Origin of the sequence: Paenibacillus sp. p3-SID1389 (assembly GCF_025151705.1) — a bacterium.
GTDB lineage: Bacteria > Bacillota > Bacilli > Paenibacillales > Paenibacillaceae > Fontibacillus > Fontibacillus phoenicis.
Genome location: NZ_JALXVO010000063.1, coordinates 1 through 22,564, shown reverse-complemented (window position 1 = coordinate 22,564; position 22,564 = coordinate 1). Strand labels below are relative to the sequence as shown.

The window sequence follows — 22,564 nt, the reverse complement described above, 5'->3', positions numbered from 1 at the left end:
TGAATCAGAGCTGAAACAGGGTCTTGCGAATTTCGCAAGATCCTGTTCTTTTAAGAAGCACATTCCTAAATGCCCCTGCACTATATATAAAAACTGCACTTATTACAAGTAAAGGGGACAAAGAAGACGATGCCCATTAAAAACGGAAAACAGTACATCGAACGGATCAACCGCAAGCGCATCCGGTTATGGTACAACGGCGAACGCGTTAACGTTCCGTTATCCGAGCACCCTGCCTTTCGAGGTCTGATCCGGACGCAGGCCGCGATGTACGATAAGCAATGCGAGGATGACCTGCGGGACGTCATGACGTATGTGTCACCGACCACCGAGGAGCGCGTTGGCCTTTCATTTTTGCCGCCGACCACTCCCGAAGAGTTAGTTCGCAGAAGGAGGATGTCCGAGATTTGGGCCGGTTTGCATCATGGATTTCTCGGCCGTTCCCCCGACTATATGAACACCGCGTTGATGTCTTTTTATACCGCTGCCTCCATGATGGAGGCTGTCGCGCCGGAGTATGGACAGAATCTGCGTACGTATTACGAGTATTGTCGGGAAAATGACATCACGTTATCCCATGCCTTTGTTCAGCCGATGATCAGCAAAATGTCCGGACCGGTTGATCATGATGAATCCCTGGCCGCCAAGGTGGTAGAGATCCTTCCTGAGGGTCTTGTCGTAAGCGGTGCTTTTCTGATGGCGACCCAGGGACCCACCTGCGAGGAAATCCTCGTCCTCCCCACGCCTTCCTTTATGTTGGGAGACGGGAAGGTGAATCCCAGCGCATTCGCTTTTGCGGTACCAAATGATTTGGAGGGAATGACCTTTATTTGCCGAGAGAGCCACGCGTTTGATTCAAGTTATGATCACCCCCTCTCCAGCCGGTTTGAGGAAATGGACACGATGGTGATCTTTGATCGGGTTCTCGTTCCGCGGGATCGGGTATTTTTCTTCGGCGAAGAGGATTTGTGCGATCGGTTGTTTCATGAAGGGCACTTCCATGCATACGCCGGTCACCAGATCCTCACGCGGTACATTGTGAAGACTGAATTTTTCCTAGGGCTGCTGCAAGCGTTGGCCATGGAGCAGAATGCGGATGGCGAGCCCTCGTTCCTTCATTCAATCGCCAAAATCATGGCAATGCTGGAGAACCTGAAAGCATTGCGTATGGCGGCCGAGACCGGCGGAACCTTCACCGCATCCGGTTACTATGTTCCAGCGCTGGCACCGCTGACCGCCGCGGGTATCCAGTTTCCCGATCTGCATGAGGAAGCGCTGAAGATGATCCGTACGATTAGCGCCAGCCAACTGATCATGAACCCGTTTGGGGCAGACTTCAATTCGGAAAACCAAGCTTACCTCGATACCTATTTGCAGGGAATATCCAGTCTGGCAAAAGATCGCATCGCCCTCTTCAGGCTGGCCTGGGAGCTGGGCGGCAGCGCGTTTGGCGGCAGACAAAACCAGTTTGAACGCTTCTTCTTTGGGAATGGGAAGACGATCGCAAGCCGCATGTATGGCTGCTACGAAAGCCTGGAGCAATACAAGTCGCGAATTTACCAGTTTCTTGGCCTGAGTGAGAAGCACGAAAAATAAAACAATTTCCATGGCATTCGCCCAACCGCCCTCTCCGCATTTGCATATGATGATTGTGCCTATACATTGAAGGGAGCGATCACATATGGGATTTTTTCCATCGCCGGGACCCGGCGGAGGATTTCCGGGAGGGCCTGGCGTACCTGGTGGTCCAGGATTTCCAGGTGGTTTTCCAGGGGGAGGTCCTGGAGGATTCCCAGGTACTCCGGGAGGAGCACCGGGAGGCGTTCAGCCGCCAACCTCTCCACCACCACAATTTGTACCGCAAATGCAAGTCGGCACGTTTGCCATCGATCCGGGCGGAATTAGACGTTGCTTGTTCCGCAACACCTACGTTTGGCTGAACAATGGGGAGCAATTCTGGTTCTTCCCGGTATTCGTCGGGCGGAATTCGATTGCCGGATTCCGGTGGTTTGGTTTCTTCTGGGGATACTTCGGCATCGATTTGAATCGGATTCGCTCATTCACGTGCTTCTAATGCAGACAGCGAAGGAGATAGCCCACAAACGGCTCTCTTTCGCTTTTGCTTTTCCCTAGCTTGTCCACTTGAAAAAAGGACCTCCATCCCGCACCAACGCGGAAATGGAAGTCCTCATTGTTACGTACCTCACCAGAGCATTTGAACGACCAGGAACAGGTTCAAGCTAACGACCAAAGCGGAGATCATCCACCCCAGCTTTGTGGTCACCCGATGATTCACGAGGCCGCCCATAATTTTGCGGTTCGAGGTGAACAAGATCAAAGGAATCAAGGCAAAGGCAATCCCAAACGACAACACCACTTGGCTCATGACCAGGGCATTCGTCGGGTTCACGCCCGACACGATGATCGCCAGCGGCGGAATGGTGGTAATCGCCCGCCGCACGTACAGGTTAATTCGTTTGTTGATGAACCCCTGCATCACCACATCCCCGGCCATCGTACCCACCGAAGAACTCGAGAGGCCGGCAATCAGCAGTCCCAGTCCGAAAGAAATGGCGGTGAACGGTCCGGCGATCGTTCCGAATTGTTGGAAGGCGACGTCCAGATCTTCAACCACTAGACCATTTTTGAAGAGCAGCCCTGCGGAGACAACGACCATCGCCATATTCACGGCCCCGGCAATCAACATCGCCAACACGATATCGATGAATTCCAGTTTAAAAATTTTCTTCTTCTCGGCCTCATTGCGTCCCACAATCCGGTTTTGTGTTAACGAGGAGTGCAGATAAATCGCGTGAGGCATTACGGTGGCCCCTAAGATACCCGCAGCCAGCAGGACGCTGTCCACTCCGTCAAAGCGAGGAGTCACTAAGCCTGCGCCAACGGCAGCAAAATCCGGATTCGCCGCAATCACTTGAAAGGCAAAGGCCAAAACAACGATCAGCACCATCGCGGCGATTCCCGCCTCCAGTGCGCGATATCCCCGACGCTGCAGCTCCAAGATCGCAAAGGAGCCAATCGCGGTGATCACGGCAGCGGGCAGCATCGGAATGCCAAACAGCAGATAGAGCCCTAACGCCGCCCCGATAAATTCGGCCAGATCCGTAGCGATAATGACCAACTCGCTCTGAATCCACAGGAAGATCGACACGCCCTTCGGAAATCGATCGTGAGCAACCTCGGGCAAATTCTTGCCAGTGGCGATCCCTAGTTTCGCCGATAACGACTGAATCAGCACCGCCATCAAATTCGAAGCGAAAATCACCCATAACAATAGATACCCGTACTTCGATCCTGCGGTGATGTTCGTTGCAAAATTACCGGGATCGATATAAGCAACCGCAGCGATAAACGCAGGTCCAAGAAACGGAAGAAGCCGTTTCAGACCTTTCGTTCTGCCGTCCAATGCGGCATGTGCGGACGTTTTATGATCCAATCCATTGGATGTGACTGGAGTCGTTTGTTGCGCAATACTTTGTTCCATCATGAGAATCCCTCCCTTGCGCTTGCGCCCACTAAAGTTGTCTATATCCATTAAAGTTTCCTCAGTGCAACTTTATAGTTTTAGTATATGCCTCATTTTGAAAAATGTAAATCCATTTTCTTGCGAAATTGCAATCTCTCACAAAAAAACAGACCCGCGATTCGCGGGTCCGTTCTGTTTTTCCGTATAACGATTATTCACCGATCTGAACTTTATAAGCGTCCAACTGCTTTTGCAGCTCGGCCAACACTTTATCGTATCCGGCCTGCTTCAGCTTGTTGCGGAACTCTTCAACCGCCTTCGCCGGGTCTCCGGCTTTCCCCATCACGATGGCCGGACCAAGCTCTCCGGTTACCTGCGAGATCGCGGTCAATTCAGCTTCTACCGGCGTTTTATCAAATACGAAGCGACCGTATACATATGGCTTCTTGATCTTATCGTATTCCGCATACAACGTCTCTTCGATCTGATCCCAGGTCGTTTCGCTGGGAATTTCAAACTTGTCGACACGGCCGCCCCAGAAATCTGAATAAAAGCCGTCTCTTGCGTCATCATAACCTTCAGGACGTGCACGTTTGCCATCTTTGATCACGTATTGTACGCCTTCGATCCCATAGTTGATCAGATGATAAATCTCTTCATTATTGCGAATCAGATCATAGGCCATCAGCGCGCGTTCCGGGTTTTTGCTGTGCGCCCCTACAGATGTACCGCCATGAGTAATCGACAGCTCCATAAGGTTGGTGCCGCGCGTCCGGGAGAATGGGAACATTTGCAGCTCCGAACCAGGTTGTGCTTTATCCATTTCGACGCGAAGTCCAGAGAACGTCTGTGTATGATGCTGATCAAGCCCCGACAAGCCGGCTTTCAGCGCATCGCGGTTGTTGTTCTTGTTATTCAGGGCGTCTTCACGCCAGAAGCCTTGATCCGCCCATCTTTTCATCATCGTGGCATAATCCAAGAACACGTCCTCGAAGATTGGACTTACAGCAGTAAATCGCTCTTCATAGGATTTAGCCGTAAATACGGGCAAGAAACCGGTCGAAATTGGAAGCTCCAGCTCATCCGTATACGATTGAACAAATCCACCCCAGGTTTGCGTGCCTGACGCTGCGTCCCACGGAATCACATCCGGTTTGTTGTCCTTAATGTACTGCAAGTATTTCTCGATGCCCTCCCAATCCTTGATCGGTTCGGTAATCCCGGCCTCCTTCGCCCAATCGCCGCGGTAGAAGAAACCGTGATTGACCCACTGCGTGTAATCGTTCTCCGGAATCAGGACGATTTTGCCGTTGTATTTACTTTCTTCCCAATCCTCTTCCGGGATAGATTTCCACGTTTCCGGCGCGTATTTCGGCAGGAGTTCATCCAGATTCATGAAGGCGCCGCGCTGCGCATTCCCCCAGGTGTCGAGCCAGTCGGTTCCGATCGTAATCAGATCAATCGGTTCCCCAGAGGCTAACGCCAGATTGTATTTGGTCTGCCAATCCGCCCATTCGATCCATTTCCATTCCAGCTCGGCGTTGATTTTTTCCTTCATGATTTTGTTGACTTCTGCAAGCACCTTTTCGAACTGACCGTTCTTTGGCTTATCCCCCAAAACGAGATAACTGATCTTCACGAACTTGGATGTGTCGATTCCCGTGTCCGTCTCTTGACCGGTGTTCACCGAATTCACCCCATTGTTTGCCGCATCGCTGCCCGCCCCTTTGTTGTTTGAGCCGCCGCCGCAGGACGCCAGCAGCAACACCAGCAGGCTCACCATGACCCAAATTGACGCCTTCTTCCATCGAACCATTCACACAAACCTCCTTCATCTATTTGAAATTGTGAAGCCTTAGCCTTTGACAGCGCCAACCGTGATGCCTTTGATAAAATAGCGCTGCACAAACGGATAAAATAAAATCACCGGGCCCGTCGCCACGATAGCCGTCGCCATCTTCATCGATTCGAGCGGCACATCGCGCAGCTCCACGTTCGAAGCCGCGGCCGAATTTCGGATGAAGTCCGCGCTGGTGATGACGTTATACAGGAACAGCTGCAGCGGGCGGTACTTCATGTCCGGCGATAAGAACAACATGGAGTTGTACCATTCATTCCAATACCCCAGGGCGATAAACAAGCCGATCGTGGCCAAGGCTGGTGTAGTCATAGGTAAGATTAGGCGGATAAAGATGGTGAAATCTCCGGCCCCGTCGATTTTGGCAGATTCCGTGATCGCGTGGGGAATGGAGCGAACGAAGCTTTTCATCATGATGATCAGGAATGGACTAAGCAGACCGGGCAGCAAGACGGCCAAGTAGTTATCCTTCAGGCCCAAATACTGTGTCACCAGCAGGTAAAACGGAACCAGCCCGCCACTGAACAAGGTCGTAAAGTAGATAAAGAAAGAGATGCGATTCCGGTAAGCAAAATCGGGCCGTTGCAGCGCATACCCCGTCATCGCCACCAAGAACAAACCCAGTGCGGTACCGCAGATTGTAATGCCGATGGTCACGAGATAGGAGCCAATGATGAGATCCGGATTTTCGAAGACGATTTTGTAAGCGAAGGTGCTGAATTCCCGGGGCCAGAAATTGAAGCCAAACCGTTTAATCGCCGCTTCCGACGTAAAGGATGTGCCAAGGACCAGCAGGAAGGGCAGCAAACAGCATAAGGCGAAGAAGCCGATAAACAGGTAGCCGACGATTTTGACGATAATGCCGCCTAGATCTGTGCGGATGCTTCGCGTTTCATGAGCGTCATCCATGCCTTGTACCTCCTAAAATAATGAGTTGTCGGGCGAAACCTTCTTGACCAGCCAGTTGGCGGTGATAACCACCACAAATCCAAAGACGGATTGATAGAGGCTGACGGCGCTCCCGATCGAGAAGTTGAAGTTGGTCATGAGGGCGCGGAACACATACGTTTCGATGATATCCGTCGTCGCGTACAGCGCGGTGTTGTTAGCTCCCACCAGGTTGAAGAATAAGCCGAAGTTCCCGCGCAATATCCCGCCAAGCGAAAACAGGAGCAAAATGATAAAGGTGGGCTTCAGCCAAGGGAGCACAATATAACGAATGCGCTGGAATGCGCCGGCCCCGTCGATTTCCGCCGCTTCGACAATTTCGTTATCCAGGCCCATAATGGCGGCGAAATATACGATCGATCCATACCCTGTCGATTGCCATAAGTACGTCAACACAATGATAAACGGCCAGATCGTGGCGTTCGAATACGTCTTCACCGGATCGAATCCCAGCGAAGTCAGGATGCTGTTGAGCAGACCGTAGTCGTAGCTCAGCACGTTGTAAGCGATCAGACCAATCAGGACCGCCGAAATAAAGTGCGGCAGGAACATCAAGGTTTGGGTTAGCTTTTTAAACCATTTGAGACGAAGTTCGTTCAGGAACACCGCAACGGTAATTTGCAAGACGTTCCCCAGCAGGATGAAGGCCAGATTATAAACCACCGTGTTAAAAGTCAGCCGCCACAAATCCCCCGTCATCACAAGGAATCGAAAGTTATCGAACCCCACGAACGGACTCTTAAAAATACCATCCGTGTAGTTGTACTTGATAAAAGCCAGATACAAGCCGGGCATCGGCAAATACGCGAAAATGATAAAGAAGATGATAGCCGGCAGACACATCAGCAACAGCGTTTTGTTGTTCCAAAACCGTTTGAACCACCCCTGCTGGCGCATCCGGTGAAGCTGCGGCCGCTGGCGTACCTTTGTTGGCGTCGTGATTTCCATAGGCCTCTCCCTTCTATACGGAAATAAACTCAAGCTTCTCTAAGCTGCCTGCAGCCTGTTCATCCACTGCCTCGAGAAAAATAGACAGCTGCGCTTGCCCCGCCTGAAACCATGGACCCGGCAAATAAAACGAGTCCGCGCTGCCGCCAGTCATCATCGGCCTTCCCGCACCTCCTGGCAGCCACAGCCTGCCGACGATCCGCTCCTCCATAAACACCGTAAGCTTTAATCCCGAGCCAGCGGCACGGACCCTCCAACCTTTGCCTTGTGCAGCGTTCGGAATTGGAGCGAATAACCATCCTGCCTCACCTGAGGTCAACGTCAGCGGCAATTCAAGCGGAATTGCAGCAACTTCATGCTCCGCCGCAGCCTTCAAATGAGCTTCCTCCGCCGCCTTGATCGTATACGCCGATGCTTCAACCCCTTCATAGACCAGCACTTGTCCGGCGCTTTGCCCCATCGTTCGTTCCAGGTAGACCTCAAGCTGCAGCTCCTGTCCTGGGGTGACATACGGCTTCAAATCGATAAAGGGGTCCAGCGGATGGATGGGACCGGCATCGATTCCGTTCACCCAAAGCCGCGCATGCCCTTGAAGGTTCCGAAAATGCAGCGTCCACGAATCCCCGCCAGCCCCAGGGATAAACGTTCTGCGGAAAAGATGCTGGGATAGATGATCCGCAGACAGCCAGCTTCCGAAGCTAACAACCGGCCATAATGCTTCGTCGATCTCTGTAAGAGTGCCTTGCCGCGAACGGTCGACCTTCGGATGCACGCGCCAGTTCGAGGTAATGTTGTGTACGGCGGTGATGGCCGTAATCCCTTTGATCCCTTTCAGAGAAGGCAAGCGAAGCGCTGGGAGCCGGATGTCATCGAAATTGCTGTGGCCCCAAATCTCCACACGCGCCTGAAGCTTCTTCACATCCGATCCGTTCACCGGAACAAACACGCTGGCTCCGCCGGGAGTAAAAGTGCCGAGGTACGCTCCGTCAGCATACAGCGAAACAACATCACTCGCTTGACGCACCAGAAATCCATGCAGCCGATGTTCAGCGGCGACTAGATTTGTCTCCGCCTCATACCAGGCGTATCCCCGGTAAACGCCGAGCCGTTCCAAAAATTCTGCCTCCGCCCCCTTCGTCTGTACCGTCGCAGCCTGGATTGGCGCCTTCCATCCCTCCCTCCCAACAAACCGCCAATCGGGTGCAGGCGTAGGGTCGGGGACATTCGAGACCGGTTGATCTGCGGTTAAGGTCACGGTCCCATCCAGGTGAATCGTTTCGGTCCGAAGCGCGTTGAGAAGGCTTGTGACAATAACCGTAAAGCGTCGCCCCTCCTTTAGTTCAAACCGACAAAACGCCGTCTCTGCTCCAGACAGTTGCAAGATAAACTGGCCTTCGCGATGGATGACCTGCATCCCCTCGGTAATCGGATCATGGGCAACTTCGACGGCTAAGGCAATCTCCCCGTTGTCCCCCTCCTTGTGAAACGCGAGAACCACTCCGTCCATCTGTTGTTCCACCATGTAAAGCTCCGCCGTAGAGGAAACAAGCTGTCCTGAAATTCCCCAGTTCGTTAGCGGCACTTTTGCCGGCAGCGCCAAGGATCTTGAAGCAGCTAAGGTCCATGTCCCGGTAGATGAAGCATGGCTGGCTTCCTCATTATGCAGGTGGATTTGCTTGGAGCGATCCTCACCGTTGGTCACAAAAATCAGCTCTCCACCGCCTTTCAAACGCAGCGCATACGGGCCAAACACTCCCTCCTTCTCGCCCGCAACAGACCATTTGCTCCCGGAATTCGGCTCAGATTCCGCAATCGCGCGGCCATAGGCACGAATGAACCTGGCGAGAAGCTTTGCTTCCTGCACTTCTTCACGGAGATGGCCTTCCGGCGAAATCATGCCTCCGAAATCATAATCCGAGGTCAAGAAAGCCAGCGGCCTTCCCCAGTTATTGATCGCATTGGTGAAGCCGAAATTGGTGCCAGACACCTGCAGATAAGGACCCAGCAGCTTGGCTCCAGCTGACAGCAATCTGCGCAGCAGGTAATGGCTCCGGTTCGTCTCGGTAACGAGCAGCGGAAGTCCCTGCCTGTGAAGCACCTCCCGATAATGCAGCACCTTGCGCTCGAAATCGGGATCCCGGTCATCCGGATAGAAGTTGCAGGTCGGCACGATACCTTCCGTTAACCCGGACGCCTGCACCAGGCCGCCTTGGCCGGCACAAGCGATCAGCGGGACGGATAAGCCATGCGTTGCAGCCATGTCTCGCAGCGCAGCCATATATCCTGCCGGGTTGGAGCAGTCATAGAAGTCCAGTTCATTTTCAAGCTGAACGAAGATGACGCTGCCCCCACGCGTGACTTCATGACGATGAAGGATCGGCAGGATCTGCGCATACCACCGGGCCACATGCTGCAAGAACGCAGGGTCATTATCTCTAATCCGCAGAGCCGGCTCTTTGGCGTACAAATAGGCAGGCAAGCCGCCGCCGTCCCATTCAGAGCAAATATATGGTCCCGGGCGGGCGATCACCCATAATCCCGCTTCACTGGCGAGTCGCAGAAACGTATCTGCATCCCGCATCCCGGTGAAATCCCAGGTTCCTTCCTGGAGCTCATGAAAATTCCACGGGAAGTAGACATCGATGCAGTTGTAGCCTGCTTCTCTCACCTGCTGGAGCCGTTCCTGCCATAACTCGGGGGGAATCCGGAAATAAAAGAGCGAAGCACAAAGCAGAATCACGCTCTCCCCATGGATGTTGACAGCCTGGCCAGACAGACTTACAACGGATTCGGACTCGATACGCGTACTCATAGCGACCACTCCTAACGTCTGTATTATTAAACTTTAATGAATCCCATTTCATGAAACCCGTTACATTGTGGTCAATAAAATTAGAGTGAAACGGGTTTCACTTTGGAGCAAACGAAATGTTCAGTTGTTGTGCCAAGTGTTGTTCAGATGAATGCTTCTCTTCGGAGTTGATGAAAGAAGTAAAATTTCGTTGTGTTTGTGGAGGGTGAAATAAAGAAGAATTTACCTGCGAGTAAAATGTAAGGGCTTTCTTGCAGTTATTCTAGCCCAGCCAGATTTAAGTTGTCAATCCCTTTTTGCCGGAAGCGGGTCCGAAGCTCCTAACGCTAGTTAAGAGCCGCAGTAGACTCGCGAATAACCAGCTCCGGCTTCAGCAAGGTCGTTTTGTTCACCTTCGACTTTGTGATCATTTGGTGCAGCACTTCCCCCGCAGTTCGGCCGAGCTCATGAGCATGCAGTGAAATGGTCGTCAGCTCCGGAATGCTATAGGAGGCAAACGGAGTATCATCATATCCGATAATCGAGAGGTCTTCGGGGACGCGCAGCCCAGCTTTGACGGCCGCCTTTAACACGCCGATCGCAACTAAATCGTTCAGACAAAAGATCGCCGTCGGGCGCTTAGGCAGCTCCAACAATTGATTCATAAACGTCATGCCGCTGGCGACGGAAAAACCTCCATGCAGCACCCACTCCTTGCGCACTTCAAGGCCCGCCTGAACCATCTTCTTCGTAAAAGCGTTCGTCCGCTGCTGCGTGTTGGACATCTGACGGAATCCGCCCACAATCGCGATGTCGCGGTGCCCGAGCTCAATCAAATGCTGGGCCGCCAGCTCCGCTCCATACCGTTCGTCTACGGCCACTCGATTCAGGCCCGATTTAGGGAGTCGACCGTTGACAAGTAGAACGGGCAGCCTTTTGCCGATCTCGGCTACCTCCTCAATCAGTTGCATGTCAGGTTTGGCCAAATCAACCCGCCCCCCCATCATGACGATCCCGTCCACCTGCTTCTCTGCGAGCGCATTCAAATATTGCGATTCCCGGACATATTGCTCCGCGCTGTCCACACTGGCTGAGACCGTGTCGCACAGAAAGTAAGTATACCCCTGCTTGCGCGCTTCCAGATCAAACCCGGACAACACTTCTGGAAAAAACGGATTTGTAATATCCGGGAGAATAATGCCGATCATCCCCGTTTCCTTCTTCGACAAGCTTCGAGCCAGCGCATTGGGTTGAAACTGGTATTTGTTGATCAGCTCGTTGATGCGTTCCCGGGTCTCCTTTTTCACAGGTGCGGTATTGTTAAGGACGCGTGAGACGGTAGCAACGGATACATTAGCTTCTTTGGCGATATCGTAGACTGTAATCGGTTTCATAATTTCACCTGCCCTAAAATTAGTAGCCCAGATTACCCCCAGTATATCAATATTTCCAGCATTTGAGAATAGAACAAGCAGATACCGCCGCTCCCCGCCCAGATCCTCTTTTCCATGACAAAACAGGCCCCCTCCTTTTAAAGAAAGCCTGTTTCCTTTAGGATCGCGTTTGATCTTGCTCCGGATTTCTCTCTTCGGACTCGAAGGAGGTCACATCCGTTTGCTCCGGCATAAAGCCGGTCCGGAGATGCGGGCTCGTATCTTCGTAGATCGTGCGCGGATCCCCATCCGTTTCGATGTTTTCGTGCTTTTGGTTTGGCATACTCATATCCCCTTTTCGCTGAATAGCGTCTCCTGCAGCTACAATTTTCATGCAATTTCGATCAAACAGAGAGACGATCGATCTGAAGTTAGGCTATCTATAGGATATATTTGCTATATTTAACGGTCGACGCTTTTGTTTTGCAAATTTGACTCTAGGTTTACAGTTACCCCTATAGAACGAAGTCGAGACATCGGTTAATAAATATGTTTCAATCGATCCCTGTGAAGTTTTGTCGAAGCTATTGAAATATACAATAGAATATATTAAATATAGCTTGTAAACCTTTCCAATCACATCCATAACCATCAGGAGGTGGTATATCGAACGATCGAATCGGACAAGTCTTTCGCAACTTATTCTAAGAAGAGAGGTGTCGAAATGATGTTGCGCAAATGGATCACGCTCGGTTTAGCACTAGTATGTACGTTAACCATGCCGTTAGGAGCCTCCGCAGACAGCTCGATTTCAGCGGAACTAAACAAGAAGAGCGGCATCGTTTGGCCGAAGAATCAGGAGCTCCCTACCTTCGCCAAAGCCAAGCGCTTGGATGTGGCTCAAGTGTACGACAAGCCAGGGGACATCGAGCTTCTGCTGACAACACTTCAAGGGATCGTCAACCGCAAGGAACCCCGAATTTACGTGCAGCAAAATGAGAAAGATCCTTGGTTAAACGATATTAAGGTGCCTTATCGGATTCACGAAAATCCACTGGACATCGTCAAGGCGTATGCCCGGGAGGTCAAAGGCGTAATCGTCTATGATCCGGCCGTGCCTGATTCGATTAATGTGGCGACGACGCTTGCCGGTTTGAAGGACGCTGTCGTAGCAAGCCCCGAACTGGCCCAAGAACTAACTGCGGCGCCTTATCGCTTGCGTGTCGTTGAGGACCTGCAAGGGAAGTTCAAAGATCGGATGGAGGCTTACACTTGGCAATACGAGCATTTATGGAGTCAAACGACAAAACGGATGCTGGTCGGTCTCAGTCCGAATACGTCCATCCCGCTCCCTCCGGATAATTTCGCATCATTCAAGACAATTCTTACGGAACCGGAGCAAATCCGTGATGCCAGCAACCGGAGAACGTATGAACTGGATTTGACCGAGTTCCTAGGCGGAGAGGCTGTCTACCTGCGGTTCCAGGATGCTTACACCCAGGACGGCTGGGGTCCTGCCGTTCATGAGATCAGCGTATCGGCAGACGGTGAGGAGATCCTTCGCTTTGAAACCGGCACGCCGGAAGAGGAACCGTATTTGTACGACCGGCACGGTTCCAAATTTTTGCCGGGTGCGGACCACCGGTTTGCCGACAACGGCAACTATTTCGTCTACGAATTTATTCCACCGGCGGGAACCCAGCATTTAACCGTTAGCGTCGAAATGTGGAATCAATTTAAAGTTTCCGCCAGCAAAGTGAAGCCGCTCTCCTCTGAAACGAAGGAGCCGTTCGGCTACCTCCGCGATTACGCGGTAGCCAACAAAGCGATGGTGTTCTGGCTCTCCAGCGGAGTACCTGAACAAAGGGCGTTGTTCGAACGGATTTTAGCGGATGTGGAACCAGGAACACCGTATTTGGGTTGGTTTGATAATGATGTGGAAGGCGAAATCGCCGGGGTTGACCTGACCTCTAGTTATGGTGTTTACGTCCTGCCTTCCGACTGGTTCCATAATATGACGGTCATGGCGGGGACGAAAGCGAAGCCGGCCAAGCCGAACAAGCCGGTAACTCCGAAGTTGAACAACAAGATCTACGTGACCTTCACGTTTGGTGAGGGCGATAACCTGCAGTACGATCAAAATCATATGCGCAATCTTTGGGATGATCCTGCCCGCGGCCAAGTACCCATGAACTGGTCGGCTAGCCCGCTCCTCGTTGATGCGGCCCCTGCGATCTTAGACTATTACCAGTCCACCGCTACGAAAAATGACCTGCTGGTAGCCGGACCTTCAGGAGCCGGGTATTTCAGTCCGCAGGTTTGGCCGGAGGAGAGCTTTCCCCAATTCATGAAGGATTCCTACCCGTATTTGAAGAAATCCGGCATGTCGTATCCTTTTGTAATCAACCGTCAAGACGCCCGTGACGTTCCTCTCACCGGTTCCAAAGCAGAAGCCTATGTGAAATACTTGAAAGTACCAGGCCTGTTCCTTGGTGGCGGGAGCCAAAATTACGTAGAAATCGTCAACGGCAATTTACCCGTTTCTTATTTCAAAGGCACGACCACGGTCAGAGATGGTATCAACATTTTGAATGATGCGAAGGCTTCTTGGGACGGGAACTCGCCGATGTTTGTTTCCGTAGGGGTCAACGCTTGGAGCATGAGACCATCGGACGTTGTCGCGATCACACAAGCGCTGGGACCGGAATTTGAAGTTGTGTTAGCCGATACCTATTTTGCGCTGATTCGGGAAGCTTACAGCCTTCCAAAGAAACCTTAACCACATAAAACAAGGCGGGAATCCTCCAATGAGGAGTTCCTGCCTTGTTTTTGCTTAAGTGCTCCCTGTATTATAACGATTCCTTGATAACTCGTTTATAGTAAAGAACCGACAACAGCCCAAAAATCGAATACAGCGCGGTATAAATCAGCATGACCAAGATCATCGGGGTCCATAGCTCCGTCCCGAACAAGAACCAGCCGGAGCGAACCGCAAAATAACTATGCGACAAACCTACAACCAACGGGATACCAAAGTTAAACAACTGCTTGTATTGAATGCCCTGGAGCAGGTTGCCCGGCGTGAATCCCAGCTTGCGTAAGATGGTGTAACTTGGCTTCTCTTCTTCCCCTTCGCCCATTTGCTTGAAATACAGGATACAGCCTGAAGTGATCAGGAAGGTTAATCCCAGGAAACCAACGATAAACATGATCAACCCCATGTTGCTTCTTTGTTCCATAATGATTCTGATTTGCGACAACGCGCCTGGTTTCTTGTCGAAGCCCAACTCGTGATAGATCCGGTCCGCTTGTTGCTTCGAGTCGGGATTCGCAATATCGATCCCATAATAGACCCGGTAGGAACTCTGAAGTTCCCGATTCATATCCTGCATCAGTTGCTCGAAGTCGGCATGATCAAGGATGACCGACGGCAAACCCGAGGAAAAATGGATCGATACAATCGCATCCTTCATCGTATCGATCACGGTCACTGGAATGGACTGCGAGTTCCCCTTTATCGTCATATCCCCTTTGGACCGCAAGCCCATGAACTGCTCCAACAAATTGCTTGAACCAGCCAACAGCGCTTCTTTGGGACCCAAATCCATCCCAGCAACCTCTTGTTCATCCACAACAGCCAGTGTCGTCAGTTGGCTATTCTGCCCGCTTAGCGCAGATCCAATGAGGTTGGAGAGGTCAGCTTCGGCGATCACCACTTGGCGCTGAGTCTCTCGCGTCTCGATTCCGGCAGACTTTAATGCCTGCTCGAAAGCGTCCACGTCCTTGGAATCTAACAGAGTGAAATGATGGGGTACGGTTTGCTGAGCGGTTTTTTCCGTTGAGTAATAAGAAATGTAGCTTAGCGACAACAAACCGATGGCCAAAGCGGACACCGTCGTGATGATGGTCAGCAGCAATGCGTTAGATTTCATGCGGAACATGATCGAGGAGAGGGACAGCACCTCATTTAACGAGAGATATCCCCCTTTCGCCTTACGAACCAGATTGAAAATAAAACTAACCGAACCTTTATAGAACAGGTACGTGCCGACGATCACCGAACCTAGGATCCGAATCATGGCGAGGAAGAGCTCCCGCATTTCCGTGTAGTCGCCGCTGAACAGATCCGCCGAAATCCGGTAACCATAAAGGATCAGCCCGATTCCCAGAATGCCGATGACAATTTCGGATAAGGGCATTTTACGATACACATTCTCCGTAGTGGATGTCGCTCGGAACAGCGACAAAATGCTTTGTCGTTTGATGAACGTGTAGTTCATCAGCATAATTAGCAGGTAGATCGCCGCAAAGACCTCGACGGTCTGTATCAGCGCCTGCGAGGAGAAGCGCAGCGTTGCCGCAGCCTCAAGTCCAATGATCTGGAACAAGATCATCAGCAGCAGCCGGGAGCAGGAAAATCCAACGAAGATGCCGATCAGCATAGAGCCGAAATACAGAATCAGGTTTTCGCTGCTGAGAATACGAAAGATCTTTCCTTTCGTTAACCCGATTAATTGAAAGAGACCAATCTCCTTACTTCGCCGCTTAATAAAGATGGTATTAGCATACAGCAAAAAGATGGTCACAATTACGATGAGCAGCACCGATGCGGCTTTTAATCCGGCGGCCCCTTTTACGGACCCCTTTATTTCGTCCAAAGCCGGGTCATATTGCAAGGTGACAAATGCGAAGTAAAGCGCCACGCTGAAAATTAAGGCGAACACGTACAAGTAGTAGTTTTTTAGATTTTTCTTGAGATTGCGGTAAATCAGATGGGTCAGACTCATTCCTGCACCCCGCCCAATACGCCCTGCGCTTTGATGATGTCGTTGAAGAACGACTGTCGCGACTCGTCGCCTTTATTCAGCTGCGAATAAATTTGTCCATCCTTGATAAACACGACGCGACTGGTGTAGCTTGCCGCCACCGGATCATGGGTGACCATAATAATCGTTGCCGCGATTTTCCGGTTGAGCTCGCTCAGCTTATTTAGCAAATCGGAAGCTGATTTCGAATCCAGTGCGCCCGTCGGCTCATCGGCAAAAATAATGCTCGGATCGTGGATAAACGCCCGTGCGGCGGAAGTCCGCTGCTTTTGTCCCCCCGATATTTCATTGGGATACTTGTCTTTAATTTCGTAAATGCCAAGCTCGGTGGCGATCTCCTGAAACTTCAGGTCCGCCTCCTTGCGGGAGACGTTCTTGATCGAGAGCGGCAGCAGCACGTTTTCTTTGACCGTTAACGTATCCAGCAAATTGTATTCCTGAAAAATAAAGCCGAGATGGGATTTGCGGAATTCGGCCAACTCCTTCTCCTTCAGCCCCGTGAACTCTTTGCCTTCAATTTTAATGCTGCCGAGACTGACTTTATCGATCGAAGAAAGCACGTTTAATAAGGTCGTCTTGCCGGAGCCGGACGCCCCCATAATGCTAACGAACTCACCCTTCTCTACATTCAGGTCAATCCCTTTCAACACTTCCTGGCGATTAAATTTGTTGCCATAACTTTTATGAATTTTGCTGGCTTCAAGTATAGCCATGATTAATCACTCCTTTATCCTGCCCTTATCTTACCTTACCCGGGAGGGACAATTCCTGCGATTTCCCGAACAAAACAAACAGGCATGTGACAATGTTGTCACATGCCTAGCGTATGAACGTATGCATTACTTCTTGGGAAAAACAACGTAAAAGCGGTGCCCCCGCCGGGCTTCGAGTCGACCTTGATCCGGATTGACAGGGAATCCGCCGCTTTTTTCACCAAGTATAATCCCATGCCGGTAGCCGCATGATCCTCGTGGTTCCGCGTAGAGGTAAATCCTTTCTCGAAGATACGCGGCAGGTCCTTGGCATCGATCCCCCGCCCTTTGTCGCGGACGCTGAGCCAGGCCTGTCCTTCCGGCGAAATCCCTGATTCCACGCAGATATCGGAGGCTTCGCTATATTTCACCGCATTGGTTAGCAGTTGCCGAACGATAAACGCCAGCCATTTTGCATCCGACAGCACCTCTTGGACAGCCAGATGGACGTCAAAGCCGATGCCTTTTTGCAAACACCATGCTCTTAGCTCCCGGATCTCTTGAACCAGCAGCGGCTCCAGCTTCACCTGTTCGATGTAGAGATCGTTCTCGATAAACGGAATCCGCTTCTGGTGCAGCTGGCGGTCCAGCAGCAGGTGGATGCGCAGCCACTCCAGGTGAAGCTGCTCTTTGAGCGGCTCGTCGCCCATCCGATCGATCATCAGCCGCATGGCGGTGAGCGGTGTTTTCACCTCATGAATCCAGGCCATCAGCTCGTCCTTCTCCTCTTCCAGCTGGGCGACAAGCTGCGACGTTTCCTTGCGGAACTTGTCCGTTTGCTCGCTTAACCGGTCCATAACGATTCCCTCCAGCGGGCTTTCCGGCGCAGCGATCACGCTCAAATCGTACGTGTCATCCCAGGCGGCCAGGCTTTGATAAAACCGGCTTTCCTTCGGATACCGAATCAGTAGAAATGCCCCAAATCCCAAGATCGATAAGAAAACGATATACAGCATCGGCATAAACGGAATCGTCCGGTCGATGGCGGCGACGAAGAGGAGCAAGAGCTGCAGGCCGAAGACGAGCAAGATCCAGCTGAGGCGCTCACGCAAATATTTTCCGATCATAACACCTGAACCTCTTCGGTTGCCATATATCCTTGACCTACCTTTGTCTCGATATAAGCGTCCAGCCCGAGGTTCTCCAGCTTCTTGCGCAGCCGATTTACGTTGACCGTCAAAGTATTGTCGCTGACGAAATGCTCGTTATCCCATAAACTGCGGATCAGCTCCTCGCGGCTGACAATGCGATTCTTCTGCTCCACCAGCAGCTTGAGGATGAGCATCTCGTTTTTCGTTAACTCGATCGTCCCCTGCTCTGCCGTGACGGTGTTGCGCCCATATTCGATAGTCGCTCCGCGCCACGTCCGCAGCTCAACGCGTTCGGTATTATAATTGTAGACCCGGCGAAGCGTCGCCTGGATTTTAGCGATCAGCACTTCGAAATGGAACGGCTTCTGAACAAAATCATCCGCCCCTAGCTGCATAGACATCACCATATCGGCGGGATGGTCGCGGGAAGATAAGAAAATGATCGGCACGTTGGAACGGGCACGGATTTGTCGGCACCAATGAAACCCATCAAATTTGGGCAGCTGGATATCAATCAGAACCAGGTCCGGACGAACCGCCGTAAGCTCCTCCAGCACATTGCCGAAATCCCGAACGCCATGCACTCCATAAGACCATTGCTGCAGTCGTTCGCGGATTTCCTGAAATAAGGATGGATCGTCTTCGATTAACATGATTTGAAACAAGCAAATCACCACGTTATTAGAATTCTTACTTCATCCAGTTTACCGGATAACAAAGCGTGGCGCTATCTTTCTATTAAATCGCGGTTTCTTCAATTTCGAAGCCCAGATCCTCAATCATTTGGTGATCTAGAGTTACGTCTTGCCCCCTCGTCGTCATGTAGTCGCCCACAAAGATCGAATTCGCTGCATATAAGGATAGCGGCTGCAGCGTACGGAGACTGATCTCCCGGCCGCCGGCTACCCGGATTTCCTTCGTCGGACAGATAAACCGGAACAAAGCCAATACCTTAAGCGCCTTTAGCGCCGGTACCCGCTCCGAATGTTCGAGCGGCGTCCCCGGGATCGCGTTCAGAAAATTGATCGGAATCGAATCGGCATCCAATTCACGCAGCGCCAAAGCCATCTCCACGATTTCCTCATCCGATTCGCCCATGCCGATAATCACGCCAGAGCAAGGAGACATGCCGCGCGCTCTTGCCGTTTCCACCGTTGCCACGCGTTGATCGTAGGTATGGGTGGTTGTGATCGACGGATAGTTCGCCCGGCTCGTGTTCAAATTGTGGTTGTAGCGGTGAACTCCGGCTTCACGGAGCTTCTCCGCCTGCTCCTCCCTTAGAATACCGAGGCAAGCGCAAATCTTCAGCGGCATCGTCGCGCGGATTTCAGCGACCGCTTCAACGACTTGCTCGAGCTCTTTATCGGTGGGTCCCCTGCCGGAAGCCACGATACAATACGTTCCTGCCTTGCGCTGTAATGCTTCACGGGCTCCGGCGACCAACGTTTCCCTGTCGAGCAGCGGATATTTCGGAATCGAAGCCGTTGAGACCAAGGATTGGGAGCAGTACCCGCAATCTTCGGGGCATAGTCCGCTTTTGGCATTGATGATCATGTTGAGCTTAACTTTATTGCCATAGTAATGCCGTCTCACTCGATAAGCCGCCTTCATCAACGGCAGCAATTGATCATTGTTGGCTTGTAATACGGACACCCCCTCCTCCAAAGTTAAAACTGCACCGCTCAGGGCTTTTTCGGCGAAGGTGTCCCAGCTCTGTCCTACCGTCTTGCGTTGGTTCATTCCTCATCCCAGCTTTCTATGTTTGATTGATTTTTAATTGTTAACCTTAATTCGTATTTAAGGTTAACAATATAGCCTTTTAAATTCTACCGGAAAGCTCGCAGGTTGTGAAGCAGGAATCCTTCATTTTTTGCATGGAGCGCACTTCCTCCTACATAGGGTGTTATAAGGCAAAATTGTGCAGGAGGGATATGTTATGCGTATACAAGTGCGTTCGGGGGATACGTTATGGTACTACAGTCAAATTTTCCAACTGCCGCTGCAATTGATCGTCGATTCCAATCCAGGCATTCCAGCGGAGAGCCTTAGCGTGGGCCAGACCATCCACATCCCTGGTTTTGTCACCAGCGAGTATCAGGTGAAAGCCGGGGATTCCATCTGGAAGCTGTCCAGGGACCGCGGGGTTTCTCTGGATGTAATCCTGCTGCTGAACCAGTCGGTGAATCCAAATCACCTTACGATCGGACAACGGCTGCAGCTTCCGCTGCGGGTCACCTGGTTCGTGGTCGACATCCGCAAACCCTATGATTACGCCGCCTTGCGGGACGATTTAAACCGGTTGATGGACATTTATCCGTTTATCGCCTATCGGAATATCGGCAATTCGGTCATGAACAAACCGATCCCCGAACTACGCATCGGTAAAGGCAGCAAACAAGTGCATGTTAACGGAGCTTTTCATGCAAATGAATGGATCACGACGCCGGTGTTGATCAAATTCCTGAACCAATATCTGCTTGCGCTAACGAATAACAGCACCATTCGCGGTCTGCACATGTGGCCTTATTACGAAGGAGCCACCCTCTCCATGGTGCCGATGGTGAACCCGGACGGCGTAGACCTGGTGATCCATGGATTGCCTGCCGAGGAACCTTACCGCAGCAATGTGCTGTCCTACAACGGCGGCAACACCGATTTTCAGGGATGGAAGGCCAATATCAATGGCGTAGATTTGAACGATCAGTTCCCGGCGTTATGGGAACGTGAGGTTGCCAGAAACCCAGTGGAGCGCGGTCCACGGGATTATCCAGGCACCGCCCCGCTGACCGAACCTGAAGCGATCGCCATGGCCAACCTGGTTCGGCAGAGCGATTTTGATCATGTCTTGGCCTTCCATACCCAAGGGGAGGAGATCTATTGGGGCTTTGAAAACCGCGAACCTGCGTATGCTGAGACGATCGTAAACGAGTTCGCCCGGGTCAGTGGCTACAAGCCGGTCCGGAACGTGGAAAGCTATGCCGGATTTAAGGATTGGTTCATCTATGAATTCCGGCGTCCCGGATTTACGATCGAACTCGGAACCGGCGTAAATCCGCTGCCGTTATCCCAATTCGACGAAATTTACGAGGAGAGCTTGGGGATCTTGCTGGCGAGCTTGTATATGTAAACGAAGATTATAATGTGTGCGTGCGGGACTTTCCTAATAAAGGAGCGTCCCGCGTTTTTTATCGCTAATGACCTATCTTTTAGATTCCGATATACGTTAAAGAAGATATTTCCAGAAAGGTAGGTTGTTATGAAAAAGATCTGTTCAATTCCTGTTTTTTTAGTTATTTTAGCATTCCTTAGTCAAGGAACCGTACACAGTCAATCTCCCGCAACCTTCGACTTGGAGGTCGACTCTTCTCCATTTCAAACTACTCCTTCCGACTTGCGCAAGCACCCTGCGGAGCTATTATTTCGTTGGGGAGCAAATCAGCATATTATTGATGGCTTTCCAGATGGAACTGTTAAGCCGGATCAGCTTGCAAGTGAAGCTGAATTTTTGAAAATGATGTTTCGGGGGTTTGGCCTTGCGATGCCGAGTGCTTCCTATAACGACGATTGGATGGACGGAGTATATCAGATGGCAAAAGTGTATCGATATCCGGCTGCAGGCGTCATTGATCCGAGTGCAAGAAAATCGCCAATTACACAAGGACAAGCCATTCAAATCATTGTTGCTGCACAAGGGCTTAATTTCCAGGAGTCGGACGCCTTCGCCTATGCTCTTTCTCGCAGTTGGCTTCCAGGACAGCCGACATCATTGTCTCAGTTCGATAAGGATCGCAAGCTGACAAGAACGGAAGCGCTTGAATTGTTACGTCATTTAACCGTCAACGGAATGATGAAGCTCGAAATGAGACCAGTTGAATTTTCTTCAAGAGAGGCACTCTCCGCAGAAGATTCTAGTGAAGTGAAATCGTTCCCTTCTTTTAGCTTGGTTAATCTACCGGCGGATGGGCTTACGGTTAAGATTGGTGATGACGTATTACGGCTAGGAGATACACGAACAAAGCTTGAGAAAACATTAGGGCAAACTAGCGAATCCGGGATCATGAATAAACAGATCTATCCCTTACTAACAGTTCATTTTAATGAAGAGAACAAAATGGATTATTGGTCCGTAGATCAATGGAACGTAGAAAGCACGGATGAATCCATCACCACAAGCTTGGGGATCAAGTTAGGCGTCAGCAATCTCTTCGACGTACTCGAAGCCTACGGTACAACGGGATATGCAGGACAAGGGATAGCCGACTATTTTTATATGCTCCAGGATGATGGTACATTTCAGGCTGTCCAAGCAAATTATATCTATGACCACAGGAATGAATGGAATAAGTTCTATCATCTAGCTTTCTTGATTGATCGCGATACATTAATGGTTACCCAGATGCTTGCAGGATGGCTTCCCTATTCCATGTATTGATAAATCAAATTTGTGAAGAAACGGGCATTTTTCATATAATAGAATAACCACGATAGTTGAT

At 51.1% G+C, this 22,564-nt stretch carries 17 protein-coding genes; 5 read left to right on the top strand and 12 right to left on the bottom strand.

The window, feature by feature from the left end; all coding sequences use genetic code 11:
* Positions 1–129 precede the first annotated feature (129 nt).
* Entirely contained in the window at positions 130–1,596 is a 1,467-nt protein-coding gene (locus M3G15_RS18975) for a 4-hydroxyphenylacetate 3-hydroxylase family protein (RefSeq protein ID WP_009223306.1), read from the top strand.
* A gap of 85 nt (positions 1,597–1,681) precedes the next feature.
* Positions 1,682–2,074 (top strand): hypothetical protein, encoded by a 393-nt coding sequence (locus tag M3G15_RS18970; RefSeq protein ID WP_036643827.1) that lies wholly within the window; start codon positions 1,682–1,684, stop codon positions 2,072–2,074.
* Positions 2,075–2,203: 129 nt separating this feature from the next.
* On the opposite strand, the gene M3G15_RS18965 is transcribed toward M3G15_RS18970, so the two are convergent.
* The 7 genes from M3G15_RS18965 to M3G15_RS18935 all read right to left on the bottom strand — a co-directional run bounded on the left by M3G15_RS18965 (position 2,204) and on the right by M3G15_RS18935 (position 11,745).
* Positions 2,204–3,505, bottom strand: coding sequence for an Nramp family divalent metal transporter (locus tag M3G15_RS18965; protein WP_009223304.1), 1,302 nt, complete (start codon positions 3,503–3,505; stop codon positions 2,204–2,206).
* A 190-nt stretch (positions 3,506–3,695) separates the two neighbouring features.
* Complete coding sequence (locus tag M3G15_RS18960) at positions 3,696–5,300, bottom strand: DUF3502 domain-containing protein (protein ID WP_009223303.1); 1,605 nt, start codon at positions 5,298–5,300, stop codon at positions 3,696–3,698.
* 39 nt (positions 5,301–5,339) lie between these two features.
* Complete coding sequence (locus M3G15_RS18955; protein ID WP_009223302.1) at positions 5,340–6,251, bottom strand: carbohydrate ABC transporter permease; 912 nt, start codon at positions 6,249–6,251, stop codon at positions 5,340–5,342.
* A gap of 12 nt (positions 6,252–6,263) precedes the next feature.
* Positions 6,264–7,187: an ABC transporter permease gene (locus M3G15_RS18950; protein ID WP_036644015.1), complete on the bottom strand. Its 924-nt coding sequence runs from the start codon at positions 7,185–7,187 to the stop codon at positions 6,264–6,266.
* A 64-nt stretch (positions 7,188–7,251) separates the two neighbouring features.
* A complete protein-coding gene (locus tag M3G15_RS18945) occupies positions 7,252–10,050 on the bottom strand; it encodes a beta-galactosidase (protein ID WP_009223300.1) in 2,799 nt (932 codons plus the stop codon).
* A 326-nt stretch (positions 10,051–10,376) separates the two neighbouring features.
* The gene (locus tag M3G15_RS18940) at positions 10,377–11,423 is read right to left on the bottom strand and encodes a LacI family DNA-binding transcriptional regulator (RefSeq protein ID WP_260071763.1); all 1,047 of its coding nucleotides are present in this window, start codon (positions 11,421–11,423) and stop codon (positions 10,377–10,379) included.
* Positions 11,424–11,580: 157 nt separating this feature from the next.
* Positions 11,581–11,745, bottom strand: a complete 165-nt coding sequence (locus tag M3G15_RS18935; RefSeq protein ID WP_198136140.1) for a hypothetical protein — start codon at positions 11,743–11,745, stop codon at positions 11,581–11,583.
* Between the two features lie 381 nt (positions 11,746–12,126).
* On the opposite strand from M3G15_RS18935, the gene M3G15_RS18930 reads away from it, so the two are divergent.
* Positions 12,127–14,181, top strand: a complete 2,055-nt coding sequence (locus M3G15_RS18930) for a GxGYxYP domain-containing protein (RefSeq protein ID WP_260071762.1) — start codon at positions 12,127–12,129, stop codon at positions 14,179–14,181.
* A gap of 70 nt (positions 14,182–14,251) precedes the next feature.
* Here the strand turns inward: M3G15_RS18930 and M3G15_RS18925 are convergent, their stop codons facing one another.
* The 5 genes from M3G15_RS18925 to bioB form a co-directional block, all read right to left on the bottom strand.
* On the bottom strand, positions 14,252–16,189 hold the full coding sequence (locus M3G15_RS18925; RefSeq protein ID WP_260071761.1) for an ABC transporter permease: 1,938 nt from the start codon (positions 16,187–16,189) through the stop codon (positions 14,252–14,254).
* Entirely contained in the window at positions 16,186–16,941 is a 756-nt protein-coding gene (locus M3G15_RS18920) for an ABC transporter ATP-binding protein (protein ID WP_028537661.1), read from the bottom strand. Before M3G15_RS18920 ends, M3G15_RS18925 begins: the two co-directional genes overlap by 4 nt.
* Positions 16,942–17,039: 98 nt before the next feature.
* Entirely contained in the window at positions 17,040–18,047 is a 1,008-nt protein-coding gene (locus M3G15_RS18915) for a sensor histidine kinase (protein WP_260071760.1), read from the bottom strand.
* The gene (locus tag M3G15_RS18910) at positions 18,044–18,736 is read right to left on the bottom strand and encodes a response regulator transcription factor (protein ID WP_036644006.1); all 693 of its coding nucleotides are present in this window, start codon (positions 18,734–18,736) and stop codon (positions 18,044–18,046) included. Before M3G15_RS18910 ends, M3G15_RS18915 begins: the two co-directional genes overlap by 4 nt.
* 73 nt (positions 18,737–18,809) lie before the next feature.
* Positions 18,810–19,811, bottom strand: coding sequence for a biotin synthase BioB (bioB, locus tag M3G15_RS18905; RefSeq protein ID WP_260071759.1), 1,002 nt, complete (start codon positions 19,809–19,811; stop codon positions 18,810–18,812).
* Between the two features lie 196 nt (positions 19,812–20,007).
* Between bioB and M3G15_RS18900 the strand changes: the two genes are divergently transcribed.
* The gene (locus tag M3G15_RS18900) at positions 20,008–21,198 is read left to right on the top strand and encodes a M14 family metallopeptidase (RefSeq protein ID WP_028537665.1); all 1,191 of its coding nucleotides are present in this window, start codon (positions 20,008–20,010) and stop codon (positions 21,196–21,198) included.
* Between the two features lie 129 nt (positions 21,199–21,327).
* Entirely contained in the window at positions 21,328–22,503 is a 1,176-nt protein-coding gene (locus M3G15_RS18895) for a hypothetical protein (protein WP_009223290.1), read from the top strand.
* Positions 22,504–22,564 lie beyond the last annotated feature (61 nt).